Raw genomic sequence first — 14,970 nt, 5'->3', positions numbered from 1 at the left:
ATCCGCCGCGGCTGCCCCGGAACGGCTGATCCGGGGCAGCCGACGCGGGCGCGACGGGATCCGGCGCGCGGCACGGCCCGTCACACGGCGCCCGTCACACGGCGCCCGTCACACGGCGAAGACCTGCGAGTCGTCCGCGAACGCCTTGAACTCCAGGGCGTTCCCGGCCGGATCCAGCAGGAACATCGTCCACTGCTCGCCCTTCTGCCCCGCGAAGCGGACATGGGGCTCGATCACGAAGTCGGTGCCCGCCGCGCGCAGCCGCTCGGCCAGCGCGTGGAACGCCGGGACGGTCAGGAGCAGGCCGAAGTGCGGCACCGGCACGTCGTGGCCGTCCACCGGGTTGTGTATGCGCGGCGCGCGCTCCGGCGCGAGGTGCGTGACGAACTGGTGCCCGTGCAGGTTCCAGTCGACCCAGGTGTCCGAGCTGCGGCCCTGTTCCAGGCCGAGCACGCCGCCGTAGAAGCGCCGGGCGGCCTCCAGGTCGTCGACCGGCATGGCCAGGTGGAACCGAGGGGCGGGGGAGTCGAGGCCGGTCATGGGGCCGCCTTTCAGGAGCGTTCGGGTGTTACGGAGCTGACGCTGCGACTCTTCCTGCCCAGGACCGCGCCCGCGAACCCTCCGCCCCGCCGTCGGGCGCGGACGATTTCCGCCCCGCCAACCGCCCTCCAGTGCGGACGCGTCCCGCCCCGCCAACCGCCCTCCAGCACGGACGAGTTCCGCCCGCCCCCCCCATCCACCGCTGCCGCGTTGTGGTCCCGCGCCCCATAGGCCGGGACCACCGCCGCTCCTACAGTCCCCGCGTATGACCGAGACCGGAGCCGCACCGCACGACCGCCGCCGGGCCGGAACAACCGCCCTGGCCGCCGTACTCCTCGTCCTGGCCTTGCTGCCGGGCGTCTCACCCGCCGTCGCCGCGCCGCAGCGCGGCGGCGCCGCGGCCCTCAAGGAAGTCACCGGGTTCGGCACCAACCCGGGCCTGTTGCGGATGTTCCGCTACGTCCCCGACGGGCTGCCCGCGGGACGGCCCGTGGTCGTCGTCCTGCACGGGTGCACCCAGAACGCCGCCGGATACGGCACCGGCAGCGGCTGGACCGAACTCGCGGACCGGTGGGGGTTCTCCCTCGTGCTGCCGCAGCAGCAGCCGGTCAACAACGTCTCCTCGTGCTTCAACTGGTTCCAGACCACCGACACCGCGCGCGGCCAGGGCGAGGCCGCGTCCGTCGCGCAGATGGTCGACCGGCACCTCGCCGACGTCGCGGGCGATCCCCGGCGCGTGTACGTCACCGGGCTCTCCGCGGGCGGCGGGATGACCTCGGTGATGATGGCCACGTACCCGGAGCGGTTCGCGGCGGGCGGCGTCGTCGCCGGGCTCCCGTACGGCTGCGCCCAGGCCGCCGCCTCGCCCTGGGTGTGCATGAGCTCCGGCGGCGGGCTCGGCCCGCGGCAGTGGGGCGACCGGGTACGGGCCGCGCGGCCCGGCTACGGCGGCCCCTGGCCCGTGCTCACCGTGCTGCACGGCACCGCCGACCCGAAGGTGGACGCCGTCAACATGACGGATCTGACGGAGCAGTGGACCGACGTGCACGGCGCCGACCTGACCGCCGACGTCACCGACACCGTCGCGGGCTATCCGCACCGGGTCTTCCGGGGGCCGGACGGAGTCCCCGTCGTGGAGACGTACGGCATCACCGGCATGGCGCACGGCCAGCCCGTCGACCCCGGCACGGGCGGCGAGCAGTGCGGCACGGCCGGGGCCAACCTCCTGGACGTCGGCCTCTGCGCGGCCTACCGCCTCGGCCGCGCCTGGGGCCTGGACACCTGACCCGGGCCGTGCGGCCGCAGGCGTACTCATGGAGTCGGACGCCATGGGGCCGGTGGCGACTGTGGGGGCCGACCCCATGGGCGTGCCTCCGCGCCGACCCTAGGTTTCCGGCTATGACCAGCGGACCTCACCTCAACTCCGCCGCCCGCGGGACCCCTTCGGCGGCCGTGGACCTGCGCGGCCGCACCGCCCTCGTCACCGGCGGCGGCAGCGGCATCGGCCGCGCCTGCGCGGCGGCCCTCGCGGCGGCGGGCGCCGACACGCACGTCGTGGACATCGACGCGGCCGCCGCGAAGGCCGTCGCCGACGCCGTCGGCGGCCACGCGCACACCGCGGACCTCGCCGACGCGGAGGCGATCGCGGCGCTGCCCACCGCCGTCGACGTCCTCGTGAACAGCGCCGGGCTCCAGCACGTCGCCCCGCTCACCGACTTCCCGCCCGCGCGGTTCACGCTCATCCAGCAGGTCATGGTCACCGCCCCGTTCCTGCTCCTGCGGCAGACCCTGCCGCACATGTACGCGCGGCGCTGGGGCCGCGCCGTCCACATCTCCAGCGTCCACGGCGGCCGCGCGAGCGCCTTCAAGAGCGCCTACGTCGCCGCCAAGCACGGCCTCGAAGGCCTCAGCAAGGTCGCCGCCGTCGAGGGCGCCCCGTACGGCGTCACCAGCAACTGCGTCAGCCCCGGCTACGTCCGCACCCCCCTCGTCGAGGGCCAGATCCACGACCAGGCCGCCGCCCACCGCGTCAGCGACGACGCCGTGGTCAGCGACGTGCTCCTGGCCCGCTCCCCGATGAAGCGGCTCATCGAACCCGAGGAGGTCGCCGCGGCCGTCCTGTGGCTGTGCGGCCCGCACGCCGACTTCGTCACTGGGACCTCCCTGCCGCTGGACGGCGGCTGGACCGCGACCTGACCGCACGGCCCCGCACGCCCCCTCCCCATACGTCCCCGTCGAACACCTGGAAGTGGCGCCATGGCCTCCCTGCCCAGCACCCCGCCCCCGCGCACGAGCCTGCCCCGCGTCGTCGCCGCGAGCCTGGTCGGCACCACCATCGAGTGGTACGACTTCTTCCTCTACGGTTCCGCCGCCGCGCTCGTGTTCAACGACCTGTTCTTCCCCACCGCCGACCCGCTCACCGGCACCCTCCTCGCCTTCATCACGTACGCCATCGGCTTCCTCGCCCGGCCGCTCGGCGGCGTCGTGTTCGGGCACTTCGGCGACAAGGTGGGCCGCAAGAAGCTGCTCGTCCTGAGCCTGCTCCTGATGGGCGGCGCCACCTTCGCCATGGGCCTGCTGCCCACGTACGCGGCCATCGGGGTCGGCGCCCCCGTCCTGCTCACCGTGTTGCGGCTCGTGCAGGGCTTCGCGCTCGGCGGCGAGTGGGGCGGCGCCGTCCTGCTCGTCTCCGAGCACGGGGGCGCCGCGCACCGCGGGTTCTGGGCGGCCTGGCCGCAGTCGGGCGCCCCGGGCGGCAACCTGCTCGCCACCGGGGTGCTCGCGCTGCTCGCCGCCGTGCAGTCCGATGCCGCCTTCGAGTCCTGGGGCTGGCGCGTCCCGTTCCTGCTGTCCGGCGTGCTGGTGATGGTCGGCCTGTGGATCCGCGTCTCCGTCAGCGAGTCACCGCTGTTCCTCGAAGCGCGCGCCAAGGCCGAGGCCGCCGCCGCGCGCGGAGCCAAGGAGGAGACGCCCGTCGTCGAGGTGTTCCGCACCAACTGGCGGCAGGTCCTCACCGCCATCGGCACCCGCTTCGGCGAGAACATCTCGTACTACGTCCTCACCTCCTTCGTGCTCGTCTACGTCACCAAGCACCTGGACCTGCCCAAGAGCACCGCCCTGAACGCCGTCCTCATCGGCTCCGCCGTGCACTTCGCCGCCATCCCCGCCTGGGGCGCGCTGTCCGACCGGATCGGGCGGCGCCCGGTGACGCTCATCGGATCGGTGGGGATGGCGCTGTGGGCGTACCTCTTCTTCGCGCTCGTCGACTCCGAGTCGTTCGCCGTGATCGCGGCGGCCGTCACCGTGGGGCTGCTCCTGCACGGCGCCATGTACGGGCCGCAGGCCGCGTTCATCTCCGAGATGTTCGACACCAGGGTGCGCTACTCCGGCGCCTCGATGGGCTCGCAGCTCGCCTCCATCGTCGCGGGCGCGCTCGCCCCGATCATCGCCGTGGAACTCCTGAAGGAGTACGACTCGTCGGCGCCCGTCGCGCTGTACCTGTGCCTGGCCGCCGTGGTCACCACCGTGACGGTGGCCCTCGCCCGCGAGACCCGGGGGCGGGACCTCGGCCGCGCGGAGGGGGATGGGCGGGAGGAGACGGCCACGCGGGGGGAGGCGGAGGGCGCGCGGGGAGAGGCCGGGGGCGCGCCCGCGCCGGTACGCTCCGGCGATCCCTCCTGAAGCCGTACGTCGGAAGGCAGCCGCCCCATGGCATCCGCCCACGCCCGCCCCGGCACCCGCACCGCCCCCGCCCCGGACGGCGCCGCCGCCACGGCCCTGCGGGAACTCATCGACCTGCTCGGACGGCACGCCCCGGCCGAGCAGTTCGCCCGCCCGGCGGCCGCGGCGAGGGCGGCCGGGGCGGGCCGGGCGCAGCTCGCCCTGATCGACGAGGCCGCCGACGCGGCCCTCGCCGTCCGCCGCACCCTCGACCAGCACCGCCGCCGCGAGGCCGAGCTGTCCGCGCTCTTCGACACCGCGGGCGACCTGGCCGCCCTCACCGACCTGGACGCGGTGCTCCGCGCCATCGTGCGCAGGGCCCGGCTGCTGCTGCGCACCGACGTCGCGTATCTGACCCTCAACGACCCCGCCGCGGGCGACACGTTCATGCGCGTCACCGACGGCTGCGCCTCCGCCACCTTCCAGCAGCTGCGGCTCGGCATGGGCGAGGGCCTCGGCGGGCTCGTCGCCCAGACCGCCCGGCCCTACGCCAGCGCCGACTACCGCGTCGACACCCGCTTCCAGCACACCCGCGCCATCGACACGGGCGTCGGCGAGGAGGGCCTGCGCGGCATCCTCGGCGTGCCGCTGCGCGTGGGCAGCCGCGTCATCGGCGTCCTGTACGCCGCCGACCGCAGCCCCCGCGACTTCACCCCCGACCAGATCGCGCTGCTCGCCTCGCTCGCCGACCACGCCGCCGTGGCCATCGACGGCGCCCGCCTCCTGGAGGAGACCCGCGCCGCGCTCGTGGAGCTGAACACGGCGACGGCCACCGCGCACGCGCAGAGCGAGGCGCTGCGCCGCGCCGCCGAGACCCACGACCGGCTCACCGACATCGTGCTGCGCGGCGGCGACGTGGCCGACGTCGCCGAGGAGATCGCCGCGCTCCTCGACGGCGGCCTGGTCATCCAGGACGCCGACGGCACCGAACTGGCCCGCGTGGGCGCCGCCGCGCCGACCCCGCCCGCGCGCGGCGTCGCCGCGTCCCGCTCCGGCGGCCGCGCCGTGAACGTCGACGGGGTCTGGGTCTCCGCCGTGCTCGCCGGGCCCGAACTCCTCGGCAGCATCGCCCTCGGCGGCCGCCCCGACCTGACCGACAGCGACCGGCGCCTGTTCGAGCGCGCCAGCCTCGACACGGCGCTGCTGCTCCTGCTGCGCCGCACGGTGGCCGAGGCCGAGGACCGGGTGCGCGGTGAACTCCTCGACGACCTGCTCACCGCCGCGCACGCCGGTGACCCGCGCCGCGCCGAACGGCTCGCCCTGCGCGCCCGCCGCCTCGGCGTGGACCTCACCGAGCCCACCGCCGTGCTCGTCCTGCACGGCGAACCGGACCTGCGCGCCCGACTGGCCGCCCACGCGCTGCGCCACGCCCGCGCCCTGCGCGGCCTCGCGGGCCCGCAGGGCGGCCACGTCGTGCTGCTCGCCCCCACCGCCGCGCCGGGCCCGCTCGCCGAGCGCCTCGCCGCCGAACTCGGCGAGGCGCTCGGCGCCCCGGTGACCGTCGGCGCCGCGGGCCCGGCCACCGGACCCGCGCGGCTGCCCGCCGCCCACGCCGAGGCCCGGCGCTGTCTGCGGGCCCTGACCGCCCTCGGCCGCGCGGGCGAGGGCGCGAGCCTGCCGGACCTCGGCTTCGTCGGGGTCCTGCTCGGCGACCGTACGGACGTCGCCGGATACGTGGAGCGCGTCCTCGGGCCCGTCCTCGCCTACGACGCCCGGCGCGGCACCGACCTGGTCCGCACCCTGGAGGCCTACTTCGACCAGGGCGCGAGCCCGGCCCGCGCCAAGGACGTGCTGCACGTCCACGTGAACACCGTCGTGCAGCGCCTGGAGCGCACCGCCCGCCTCCTCGGCGCCGACTGGAACACCCCCGCCCGCGCCCTGGAGCTCCAACTCGCCCTGCGGCTCAACCGCCTGAGCCGCTAGCCGCAGCTCCGTCCGGCCGGGCCGCGCGGTCCCTGCGCGGCTGCGCGGGCACGCCGTCCAGGGTGCCCGTGGGCAGCGGCTCCTGCGCGCACCCCGGTCCGGTGCCGACCGGGTCCGTGCGGTACTGGTGCGACTGGAGCTCGAACAGCTCCCGGAAGACGCCCGGCCCGTCGGTGGCCATGAGCGTGGCGAAGTCGCCGCGCTCGACGAGTCTGCCCTCCGCGAGCACGAAGATGACGTCGGCCTCCTTGACGCTGTGCAGCCGGTGCGTGACCAGGACGATCGTCTGGTCCGCCGAGGCCAGGGCGCGGATCTTGTCGAACGCGTCGATCTCCGCGGCCGGGTCCATGCTGCTGGTGGGCTCGTCGCAGATGAGGATGGCCGCGTCCCGGAAGTAGGCGCGGGCCAGGGCGACGCGCTGCCACTGCCCGCCGGAGAGGTCGACGCCGCCCTCGTAGCCCTTCTCGCACAAGGTGTCCCAGCCGTGCGGGAGTTCGTCGAGGACGCGGTGCGCGTCGGCGTACGCGGCCGCCGCGTCCAGGCGGGCGGCGTCGTGGAACTCGGCCGGGCGGCTGATCGCCACGTTGGCGCGGGCCGTGAACGGCCACCGCTGGAAGTCCTGCGGCACCAGCGCCACATGCCCGAACACGTCGTCGCGCGCGAGGGCGCGCAGATCGGTGCCGTCCCAGGAGACCGTGCCCGTCGACGGCAGGTACAGGCCCGCCAGGAGCTTGCTGAGGGTCGTCTTGCCGGAGCCGTTCGCCCCGACCAGGGCGATCACCTGGCCCTTGCGGACGGTGAGGGACACGTTGTCGAGCGCGTCCCGCTCACGGCCGGGGTAGCGGAACGTCACCCGGTCGAAGGTGATCTCGGCGGGCGGCTCGGGCACCGCCGCGCCCGTGGCCGGGATGGCCCGCCGCCTGGCTTCCTCGCGGGCCCGGATGAGGTCCGTCATGAACAGGCTCTGCTCGTAGAGGTGATGGATGTTCGTCACCAGGCGCCGCAGCCCCGCCGTGCCGCTGGTCAGCGCGAGCACGGCCGTCGCGCCCGAGGCGAGCGGCATGTGGCCGTGCGTCAGGAGCCAGGCGAGCAGGGCGTACGTCGCCGCCGCCGTCAGGCCGGACAGGGCGGATGTGCCGAGGTCGGTCCTGGCCTCCAGCTGCGCCAGCCGCGTCTGCTCGTCCGAGGCCTGGGCCGCCATCTTGTCGAACTGGTCGAGGAGGAAGGGGCCCGCGCCGTGCACCCGGAGCTCGGGCGCCGCGTCCTGCGAGATCAGCAGCCTGCGCAGGGCGCCCAGTTGCCGCACGTGCTCCAGCCACACCTGCACCGACTCGTACGTCCGGCGCGCCGCCCGGACCGTGCCCCACGCCTTCGGTACGACCACGGCGACGAGCAGCGGAAGCAGCGCCGGGTGCAGCACGGCGAGGACTCCGCTGACGGCGAGGAGCGCCATCGCGGCCTCGACGATGCCGAGGGTGTGCTCGATGAGGCGGCGCGCCGCGGTCTGGCCGTGCTGCCCGGAGTCGAGCGCCGCGTGGAAGTCGGCGCGCTCCATGTGCTCCATCTCGACCCGGATGACGTGCTTGAGCATGGAGAGGGCCGCGATGCGCTCCACCTTGGGGCCGAGTCGGCCCGAGGCCGCGAAGGACACGGCCCGCAGCGTCGCCGCGAGGGCGCTCGCGGCGGCGACCCCCAGCAGGGACGGCAGCGCGTCCCGCACCCGGTCGGCCGTCGGGCCCGCCGCGAACAGGGACACCAGGACGCGGTTGGTGGCGAGCAGCCCGAACGCGGTGGCGGCGGCCTGGCCGAGCTGGGCCACCGCGACCACCACCAGGGCGATCGGGTCGGCCCGCCAGCCGAGGACGGCGGTGTGCCCGATGAGCGTGGGGATCTGCCGCAGGATGGTGAAGAACGACGTCCTCAGCTGCGCACCCTCGTGCACGGTCCACCCCCACGCGCTGCGCAACCGCCCCCCGAAGAGGAGCTGTTCGGGCGGTGCGTGCCCGGGCGGCGGGGTGGGGCCCGCGCCCTCCCGGCCGCCCCGCCGCTTGCGCGCGCGGGCCCGTGCTGGATGGTGCTGCCGCACATTGCCTCCCCGGTGTCCGTGGTCCCGTCGGGTGCTGGGACCACCTTCCCCGGGGAGCGGCCCCGGCGGGGTGCCATGGGCGCAATCTGCGCGGGATGGGGTGAAATCGGCCTGGAATGGCGGTAGTCGGGGCCCGAAGTGCGCTCGTGCGGCGGTCACGTGTCGGAGGCATCGCCCCGCGGCGGGGCCGCGTCCGGGACCAGGACGACCTTGCCCGTGACGGTGCCGGACTCGGCCAGGCGCAGGGCTTCGGCCGCCCGGGACAGCGGCACGCGCGCGGCGACCTGGGCGGTCAGGCTGCCGTCGGCAAGGAGTGCGAAGACCTGCTCCAGGTCCGTGCGCAGCCGTGCGCGGAAGGCGTTGGCGCGGCGCCGCCCGGCCCAGATGTTGTAGAAGTGCGCGCGCCGGGAGTTCGGCAGCGCCTGCCACAGCGCGAGGCGCGCGAACAGCTTCAGGACCGGGGCCTTCGAGGACCCCGCCACGTCACGGGTGGACGCCGTGCCGTACGACACGAGGGTGCCGCCGGGCGCGAGCAGCCGGAACGACTGAACGATCCCCTCGCCGCCCACGTGGTCGAAGACCGCCCGCACCCCGTCCGGCGCGAGCCCGCGCAGGCGTCCGTACAGCTCGGGGTCGCGGTAGTCGACGGGCGTGACGCCGAGGCGGCGCAGCGCGTCGTGGTGGCGGGGCGATGCGGTGCCGAGGACGCGGGCGCCCGCGATCCGGGCGAGCTGCGCGAGCGTGGAGCCGACGCCGCCGTTCGCGCCGAGCACCACGACGGTGTCGCCCGCCCGGACCTTCGCGGTGCGGTGCAGCATCTGCCAGGCGGTGACGCCGTTCACCACGAGCGTCTCGGCGTCCGCGGACGCGACGGACTCCGGTACGGGCACGAGGTCGGCGGCGGCCACCGCGACGTGGCTCGCCCAGCCGCCGGTCTTGGTCAGCGCGGCGAACCGGCCCCCGACGAGCGCGGGGTCGACGCCGGGCCCGGTGGCCACCACGCGCCCCACCAGGTCGTAGCCCGGCACGAAGGGGAACGGCGGCTGGTCGAAGTACTTGCCGCGGCGCATCTGCTGCTCGGCGAAGGAGACGCCGGTGGCCTCCATGGCGAGCAGCGCCTGGCCCGGTCCCGGGGCCGGGGCGGGCCGGTGGCGCACGGTGAGCCCGTCGGGCTCGACGACGCCGGGCAGGACGACCTCGGTGGCCGTGGCCATGGCCGGGGCAGTGGGTGAGGTGGTCTTGACCATGGGTGGGCCTCTTTCAAAGGAGTGAAGAGCGTGCTGTAGTTATAAGCTATAACGTAAGCATGCACTTCTATCGGGCCGGCCGTCAAGGAGGGCGATGCCCACCGGGCCGATCCGCGGCGGCCTACGCGGGGCAGGATGGGAGGGCCGCGCGGACGCGAACCGCGTGGGACCCGTCCAAGGAAGGTGCGGCGATGGAGAACCCGGCCCCCGGCCAGCTCACCCCCGAACAGCACACCCCCGGCGGGCTCGCGCTCGCCACCGCCACGCCCGACGACTGGCGCGTCGTCACCGGCTGGGCGGCGGACGAGGGGTGGAACCCCGGGCTGCGGGACGCCGAGCCCTTCTTCGCCCAGGACCCGGAGGGCTTCTTCATCGGCCGCGTCGACGGCGAGCCGGTGTCGGCGGTCTCCGTGGTCAACTACGGCGCGGCGTACGCGTTCCTCGGCTTCTACCTCGTCCGTCCCGACGCCCGCGGCCAAGGCCACGGCATCGCCACCTGGCGCGCCGCGCTCGCGCACGCCGGGAACCGCACGGTGGGCCTGGACGGCGTACCGGCGCAGCAGGACAACTACCGCCGCTCCGGCTTCGCGCACTGCCACGACACCATGCGCTACGTAGGACCGGCGAGGGCGTCCGGTCCGGTGCCCGCGCACGTGCGCCCCGCCGCCGAGGTCGGGCACGCGGCCCTGCTGGCGTACGACAGCTCCTGCTACCCCGCGGACCGGCCGAGGTTCCTCGCCGCCTGGCTGGGCACGCCCGGACACCGCGCGCTCGCCCGTGTCGACGGCGGCCGCGTCACCGGCTACGGGGTGGCGCGCCCGGCGCGCGACGGCGTACGGATCGGGCCGCTGTTCGCCGACACCCGCGCGGACGCCGAAGCGCTCCTGGACGCGCTGACCGCCGATCTCGACGGGGCGCTCGTCTCGATCGACGTGCCCGAGTCCCACGCGCCCGCGGTCGCCCTCGCCGAGGCCCGCGGCATGAAGCCGACGTTCGCGACGGCCCGCATGTACACCGGTCCGGTACGGGAGTTCGCGCGGGACAAGGTGTTCGGGATCACCACCCTGGAGCTGGGCTGACGGGCGCGCGGGTCAGGTCACGGTGAGGCGCCGCTTGCCCTTGGCCGTGGAGCTGTTGCCCACGTAGACGTCGAACGCGCCCCGCTCGACGAGGAACTCGCCGCGCGGGTCGTTCGTCCAGAAGCCCAGGTCGCGGGCGCCGAGCCGGAAGCGCACGGTCCGTGAGGCGCCCGCGGCGAGCGTCACCCGGCGAAAGCCCCGCAGCCTGCGCACCGGCTGCGCGATGCTCGCGGCGAGGTCGTGGACGTACAGCTGCACCACCTCGTCACCCTCGCGCGCGCCGGTGTTGGTGACCGTGACGGACACCTCGACGGTGTCGCCCGCGCGCAGCGCGCGGGCCGGTACGTCGGCGCGGCTGAGCCGCGGCTCGCCGAGCGCGAACGTCGTGTAGCTCAGCCCGTGGCCGAACGCGAACTGCGGGTCCGGCGGCAGGTCAAGGTACTTGGAGGTGTACTTGTTGTCGGCGGCGTACGGGCGGCCCGTCGACTCGTGGTTGTAGTGGACCGGGATCTGACCGACCGCGCGGGGGAAGGAGACAGGCAGTTTGCCGCCCGGGTTGACCTTGCCGAACAGCACGTCGGCGATGGCGTTCCCGGCCTCCAGGCCCGGATGCCAGGCCTCCAGGACGGCGGGCGCGCTCTCCAGCCAGCCGCCGACGGTCAGCGGGCGGCCGTTCACGAGCACCACCACGAACGGCTTGCCCGTCGCCGCGACGGCCTCGATCAGCTTCTCCTGCGCGCCGGGCAGACCGATGTCGGCGCGCGCCGCGGCCTCCCCGCTCAGGGCGGGCGGCTCACCCACGACGACGACCGTCACGTCGGCGCCCCGCGCGGCCGCGACCGCCGCCGGGATGCCGCTGGTGTCCTCGCCCCCGGCGTCGACCCCGAGGGCGTACGTCACCCGCGCGCCGGGCGCCGCCCGCCGGACCGCGTCGAGGACCTTCACCGCCGGGTACTTCTTCGCCGCGGCCGGGACCACCCAGGTGCCGAGCAGATCGTCGGAGTCGGCGAAAGGCCCGACCACGGCGAGGGACGCCACCGAGCTCTTCAGCGGCAGCGTCGCCCGGTCGTTCTTCAGGAGCACCAGACAGCGGGCGGCCGTCGCCCGCGCCGCCGCGCGCGTCGCGGGGGTCGGCCCGGTCACGGCCGCGCCCTCGTTGACGTAAGGGTCGTCGAAGAGACCGAGGGCGAACTTCAGGCGCAGGATGCGCGCCACCGCGTCGTCCAGGCGGTGTTCACTGATCCCGCCCTCGCGCAGCAGCTGCCTGCCGTGCTCGCGCAGGGTGGTGCTGACCATCTCCATGTCCACGCCCGCGGTGAGCGCGAGCCGGGCCGCCGCCGCGCCGTCCTCGGCGAAGCCGTGCGCGACCAGCTCCTGTACGCCGGTCCAGTCGCTGACGACGAACCCGTCGAAGCCCCACTCCTTCCTGAGCACGTCCGTGAGCGTGTGCGCGTTGCCGTGCGCCGGGACGCCGCCGACGGTGTTGAAGGAGGCCATGACGGTGGCCACGCCCGCGTCCAGGGCGGCCTTGAACGGCGGCAGATACAGATTGCGCAGCCGCGACTCGGACACGTCCACCGTGTTGTAGTCGCGGCCGCCCTCGGCGCCGCCGTACGCGACGAAGTGCTTGGCGCAGGCGGCGATCCGGTCCTTCGCCGCGTAGTCCCGGCCCTGGTAGCCCCTGACCTTGGCGGCGGCGAACTCGGCCGTGAGGTAGGGGTCTTCGCCGCAGCTCTCGGCGATGCGGCCCCAGCGCGGCTCGTGCGTGACGTCCATCATCGGCGAGAACGTCCAGTGCACGCCGTTGGCACGGGCCTCCCGCGCGGAGACCTCCGCGTCGGCGGCCGTCACCGCGGGGTCGAAGCTCGCCGCCTGCGCCAGCGGGATCGGGAACGTCGTCCAGAAGCCGTGGATGACGTCGAGCCCGAAGAGCAGCGGGATGCCGAGCCGGGACTCCTCGACGGCGACGCGCTGCAACGCGTTGGTGGTCTTCGCGCCGAAGACGGACAGGACGGAACCGAGGCGGCCCGCCCGCGCCGCGTCCTCGACGTCCTTGGTCGCGCCGCCGCCGGGCCCGGTGTCCCAGGCCCATGCGAGCTGCTGGAGCTGCCCCAGCTTCTCTTCGACCGTCATACGGCCGAGCAGCTCCTCCACCTCGCGGCCGCGGCGGCCGGGCCGGGGCGCGGCCTCGGCGACCGTGCTGTTCAGGGCGCCACCCGCGACGGCCGCACCACTCACCACGGACAGTCCGGACAGCAGCGTGCGCCTTCGTAGCTCTCGCATGTGTTCGCCTTCTCACGTCACAGTGGGGGCAAGCGGGGGAGTGGCCACAAGAATTGAAGCGAAAGTACGGGGCGGGTACAGGAGGGTCAAGGGAGGCGGCAGGGGCAGTCGAGTGCTTCCGCACGCCCTTGACCTCAATATTGCTTGAGGTCCTACGGTTTCCCTCATGAGCATGGAAACCACGGCGTGGACGCAGATGTACAGCGTCATGAACGCCCAGCAGGAACGCCGCCCCTTCGCCCGCGCGACACTGCGCCGCATCGCCGCCTTCGCCCGCCCGCACCGCCGCCGCATCACGCAGTTCGTGCTCCTGAGCGTCGTCACCGCGGTGCTCGCCGTGGCGACCCCGATCCTCGCCGGGCACGTCGTGGACGCCATCGTCTCCGGCGCCGACTCCTCGCTCGTCGTCCGCTACGCCCTGTTCATCGCCGTGATCGCGATCGCCGAGGCGGCCCTCGGCATCCTCAGCCGCTGGCTGTCGGCGACGCTCGGCGAAGGCCTGATCCTCGATCTGCGCACGGCCGTCTTCGACCACGTGCAGCGCATGCCGGTCGCGTTCTTCACACGGACCCGCACCGGGGCCCTCGTCAGCCGCCTCAACAACGACGTGATCGGGGCGCAACGCGCCTTCAGCAACACTCTTTCGGGTGTCGTCGCCAACGTCGTCACGCTGCTGCTCACCCTCGGCGTGATGCTCGCCCTCTCCTGGCAGATCACGCTGCTCGCCCTCGTCCTGCTGCCGGTGTTCGTCCTGCCCGCGCGGCGCATGGGCACCCGCATGGCCCGGCTCCAGCGGGAGGCCGCCCACCACAACGCCGCCATGGGCACCCGGATGACCGAGCGCTTCTCGGCGCCCGGCGCGACCCTCATCAAGCTCTTCGGGCGGCCCGCCGACGAGTCCGCGGAGTTCGCCGAGCGGGCCGCCCGGGTGCGGGACATCGGGGTGCGCACGGCCATGGCCCAGTCGGCCTTCATCACCGCCCTCACCCTGGTGTCGGCCCTCGCGCTCGCCCTCGTCTACGGCCTCGGCGGGTACTTCGCGCTCGAAGGCTCCCTGGAAGCGGGCGCCGTCGTCTCGCTCGCCCTGCTCCTGACCCGGCTGTACGCGCCGCTGACGGCCCTCGCGGGCGCCCGCGTCGAGGTGATGAGCGCCCTCGTCAGCTTCGAGCGCGTCTTCGAAGTGCTCGACCTGAAGCCGCTCATCGCCGAGAAGCCGGACCCGGAGCGGGTGCCCGAGGGCCCCGTCGCCGTCGAGTTCGACGACGTCCGCTTCGGCTACCCCGCCGCCGACAAGGTCTCCCTCGCCTCCCTGGAGGAGGTCGCCTCCCTCGACGGACGCGGCGGCGCCGAGGTCCTGCACGGCCTGTCCTTCCGCGCCGAGCCCGGCCAGACGGTCGCGCTCGTCGGCTCCTCCGGCGCGGGCAAGTCCACGATCGCGCAGCTCCTGCCGCGCCTGTACGACGCCGGCGCGGGGGCCGTGCGCGTCGGGGGCGTGGACGTGCGCGACCTGTCCGCCGACTCGCTGCGCGACACCATCGGCATGGTCACCCAGGACGGCCACCTCTTCCACGAGTCCGTCCGCGCGAACCTGCTCCTCGCCCGGCCCGGCGCCACCGAGGACGACCTGTGGGACGTGCTGAGGCGGGCCCGCCTCGACGACCTCGTACGGTCGCTGCCCGACGGCCTCGACACCGTCGTCGGCGAGCGCGGCTACCGGCTCTCGGGCGGCGAGCGGCAGCGCATGACGATCGCGCGGCTGCTGCTCGCCCGGCAGCGGGTCGTCATCCTCGACGAGGCCACCGCGCACCTGGACAACACCTCCGAGGCGGCCGTCCAGGAGGCCCTCGCCGAGGCCCTGTCCGGGCGCACCGCCGTGGTCATCGCCCACCGCCTGTCGACCATCCGCTCGGCCGACCAGATCCTCGTGGTCGAGGAGGGGCGGATCGTGGAGCGGGGCACCCACGAGGAGCTGCTCGCGGCGGACGGCCGCTACGCGGAGCTGTACCGCACGCAGTTCCTCGCCGGGGACGACATGGGAGTGGCGGCCTAACACCCGCCGCATCGCAGAACCCCGCGGACCCGCCCTCAAGAG

At 74.6% G+C, this 14,970-nt stretch carries 10 protein-coding genes; 6 read left to right on the top strand and 4 right to left on the bottom strand.

The genetic code is table 11. The features are described 5' to 3' along the window. Positions 1-108: 108 nt before the first annotated feature. Positions 109-540, bottom strand: coding sequence for a VOC family protein (locus ACIG3E_RS31060; protein ID WP_399622890.1), 432 nt, complete (start codon positions 538-540; stop codon positions 109-111). 265 nt (positions 541-805) lie between these two features. Here ACIG3E_RS31060 and ACIG3E_RS31055 point away from each other — a divergent pair, with 265 nt between their 5' ends. The 4 genes from ACIG3E_RS31055 (at position 806) to ACIG3E_RS31040 (ending at position 6,183) form a co-directional block, all read left to right on the top strand. Next, positions 806-1,825 carry an alpha/beta hydrolase family esterase gene (locus tag ACIG3E_RS31055; RefSeq protein WP_399622889.1) on the top strand — a complete coding sequence of 340 codons (1,020 nt, stop codon included), beginning with the start codon at positions 806-808 and terminating at the stop codon, positions 1,823-1,825. Between the two features lie 113 nt (positions 1,826-1,938). Continuing rightward, positions 1,939-2,736: a 3-hydroxybutyrate dehydrogenase gene (locus ACIG3E_RS31050; RefSeq protein ID WP_399622888.1), complete on the top strand. Its 798-nt coding sequence runs from the start codon at positions 1,939-1,941 to the stop codon at positions 2,734-2,736. A gap of 60 nt (positions 2,737-2,796) precedes the next feature. After that, the gene (locus ACIG3E_RS31045) at positions 2,797-4,221 is read left to right on the top strand and encodes an MFS transporter (RefSeq protein WP_399622887.1); all 1,425 of its coding nucleotides are present in this window, start codon (positions 2,797-2,799) and stop codon (positions 4,219-4,221) included. A 27-nt stretch (positions 4,222-4,248) separates the two neighbouring features. Next, a complete protein-coding gene (locus tag ACIG3E_RS31040) occupies positions 4,249-6,183 on the top strand; it encodes a helix-turn-helix domain-containing protein (protein ID WP_399622886.1) in 1,935 nt (644 codons plus the stop codon). Here ACIG3E_RS31040 and ACIG3E_RS31035 read toward each other — a convergent pair. Further along, positions 6,164-8,125 carry an ATP-binding cassette domain-containing protein gene (locus ACIG3E_RS31035; RefSeq protein WP_399622885.1) on the bottom strand — a complete coding sequence of 654 codons (1,962 nt, stop codon included), beginning with the start codon at positions 8,123-8,125 and terminating at the stop codon, positions 6,164-6,166. The two genes, ACIG3E_RS31040 and ACIG3E_RS31035, sit on opposite strands and share 20 nt — an antisense overlap. 299 nt (positions 8,126-8,424) lie before the next feature. Beyond that, positions 8,425-9,516: a medium chain dehydrogenase/reductase family protein gene (locus ACIG3E_RS31030; protein ID WP_399622884.1), complete on the bottom strand. Its 1,092-nt coding sequence runs from the start codon at positions 9,514-9,516 to the stop codon at positions 8,425-8,427. Positions 9,517-9,707: 191 nt separating this feature from the next. Between ACIG3E_RS31030 and ACIG3E_RS31025 the strand changes: the two genes are divergently transcribed. Continuing rightward, the gene (locus ACIG3E_RS31025) at positions 9,708-10,595 is read left to right on the top strand and encodes a GNAT family N-acetyltransferase (RefSeq protein WP_399622883.1); all 888 of its coding nucleotides are present in this window, start codon (positions 9,708-9,710) and stop codon (positions 10,593-10,595) included. 12 nt (positions 10,596-10,607) lie between these two features. Here ACIG3E_RS31025 and ACIG3E_RS31020 read toward each other — a convergent pair whose 3' ends face one another. Then, entirely contained in the window at positions 10,608-12,728 is a 2,121-nt protein-coding gene (locus ACIG3E_RS31020) for a glycoside hydrolase family 3 N-terminal domain-containing protein (RefSeq protein WP_399622982.1), read from the bottom strand. A 316-nt stretch (positions 12,729-13,044) separates the two neighbouring features. Between ACIG3E_RS31020 and ACIG3E_RS31015 the strand changes: the two genes are divergently transcribed. After that, complete coding sequence (locus ACIG3E_RS31015; RefSeq protein WP_399622882.1) at positions 13,045-14,928, top strand: ABC transporter ATP-binding protein; 1,884 nt, start codon at positions 13,045-13,047, stop codon at positions 14,926-14,928. Positions 14,929-14,970: the final 42 nt, after the last annotated feature.

The organism is Streptomyces sp. NPDC053474 (assembly GCF_044544845.1).
Lineage (GTDB): Bacteria > Actinomycetota > Actinomycetes > Streptomycetales > Streptomycetaceae > Streptomyces.
This window is presented reverse-complemented; position numbering and strand designations above follow the sequence as displayed.

What these genes read in the sequence shown, in the direction of transcription:
- ACIG3E_RS31060 (WP_399622890.1), bottom strand. Translation starts at nt 540, where the DNA reads ATGACCGGCCTCGACTCCCCCGCCCCTCGGTTCCACCTGGCCATGCCG.
- ACIG3E_RS31055 (WP_399622889.1), top strand. Translation starts at nt 806, where the DNA reads ATGACCGAGACCGGAGCCGCACCGCACGACCGCCGCCGGGCCGGAACA.
- ACIG3E_RS31050 (WP_399622888.1), top strand. Translation starts at nt 1,939, where the DNA reads ATGACCAGCGGACCTCACCTCAACTCCGCCGCCCGCGGGACCCCTTCG.
- ACIG3E_RS31045 (WP_399622887.1), top strand. Translation starts at nt 2,797, where the DNA reads ATGGCCTCCCTGCCCAGCACCCCGCCCCCGCGCACGAGCCTGCCCCGC.
- ACIG3E_RS31040 (WP_399622886.1), top strand. Translation starts at nt 4,249, where the DNA reads ATGGCATCCGCCCACGCCCGCCCCGGCACCCGCACCGCCCCCGCCCCG.
- ACIG3E_RS31030 (WP_399622884.1), bottom strand. Translation starts at nt 9,516, where the DNA reads ATGGTCAAGACCACCTCACCCACTGCCCCGGCCATGGCCACGGCCACC.
- ACIG3E_RS31025 (WP_399622883.1), top strand. Translation starts at nt 9,708, where the DNA reads ATGGAGAACCCGGCCCCCGGCCAGCTCACCCCCGAACAGCACACCCCC.
- ACIG3E_RS31020 (WP_399622982.1), bottom strand. Translation starts at nt 12,728, where the DNA reads ATGACGGTCGAAGAGAAGCTGGGGCAGCTCCAGCAGCTCGCATGGGCC.
- ACIG3E_RS31015 (WP_399622882.1), top strand. Translation starts at nt 13,045, where the DNA reads ATGAGCATGGAAACCACGGCGTGGACGCAGATGTACAGCGTCATGAAC.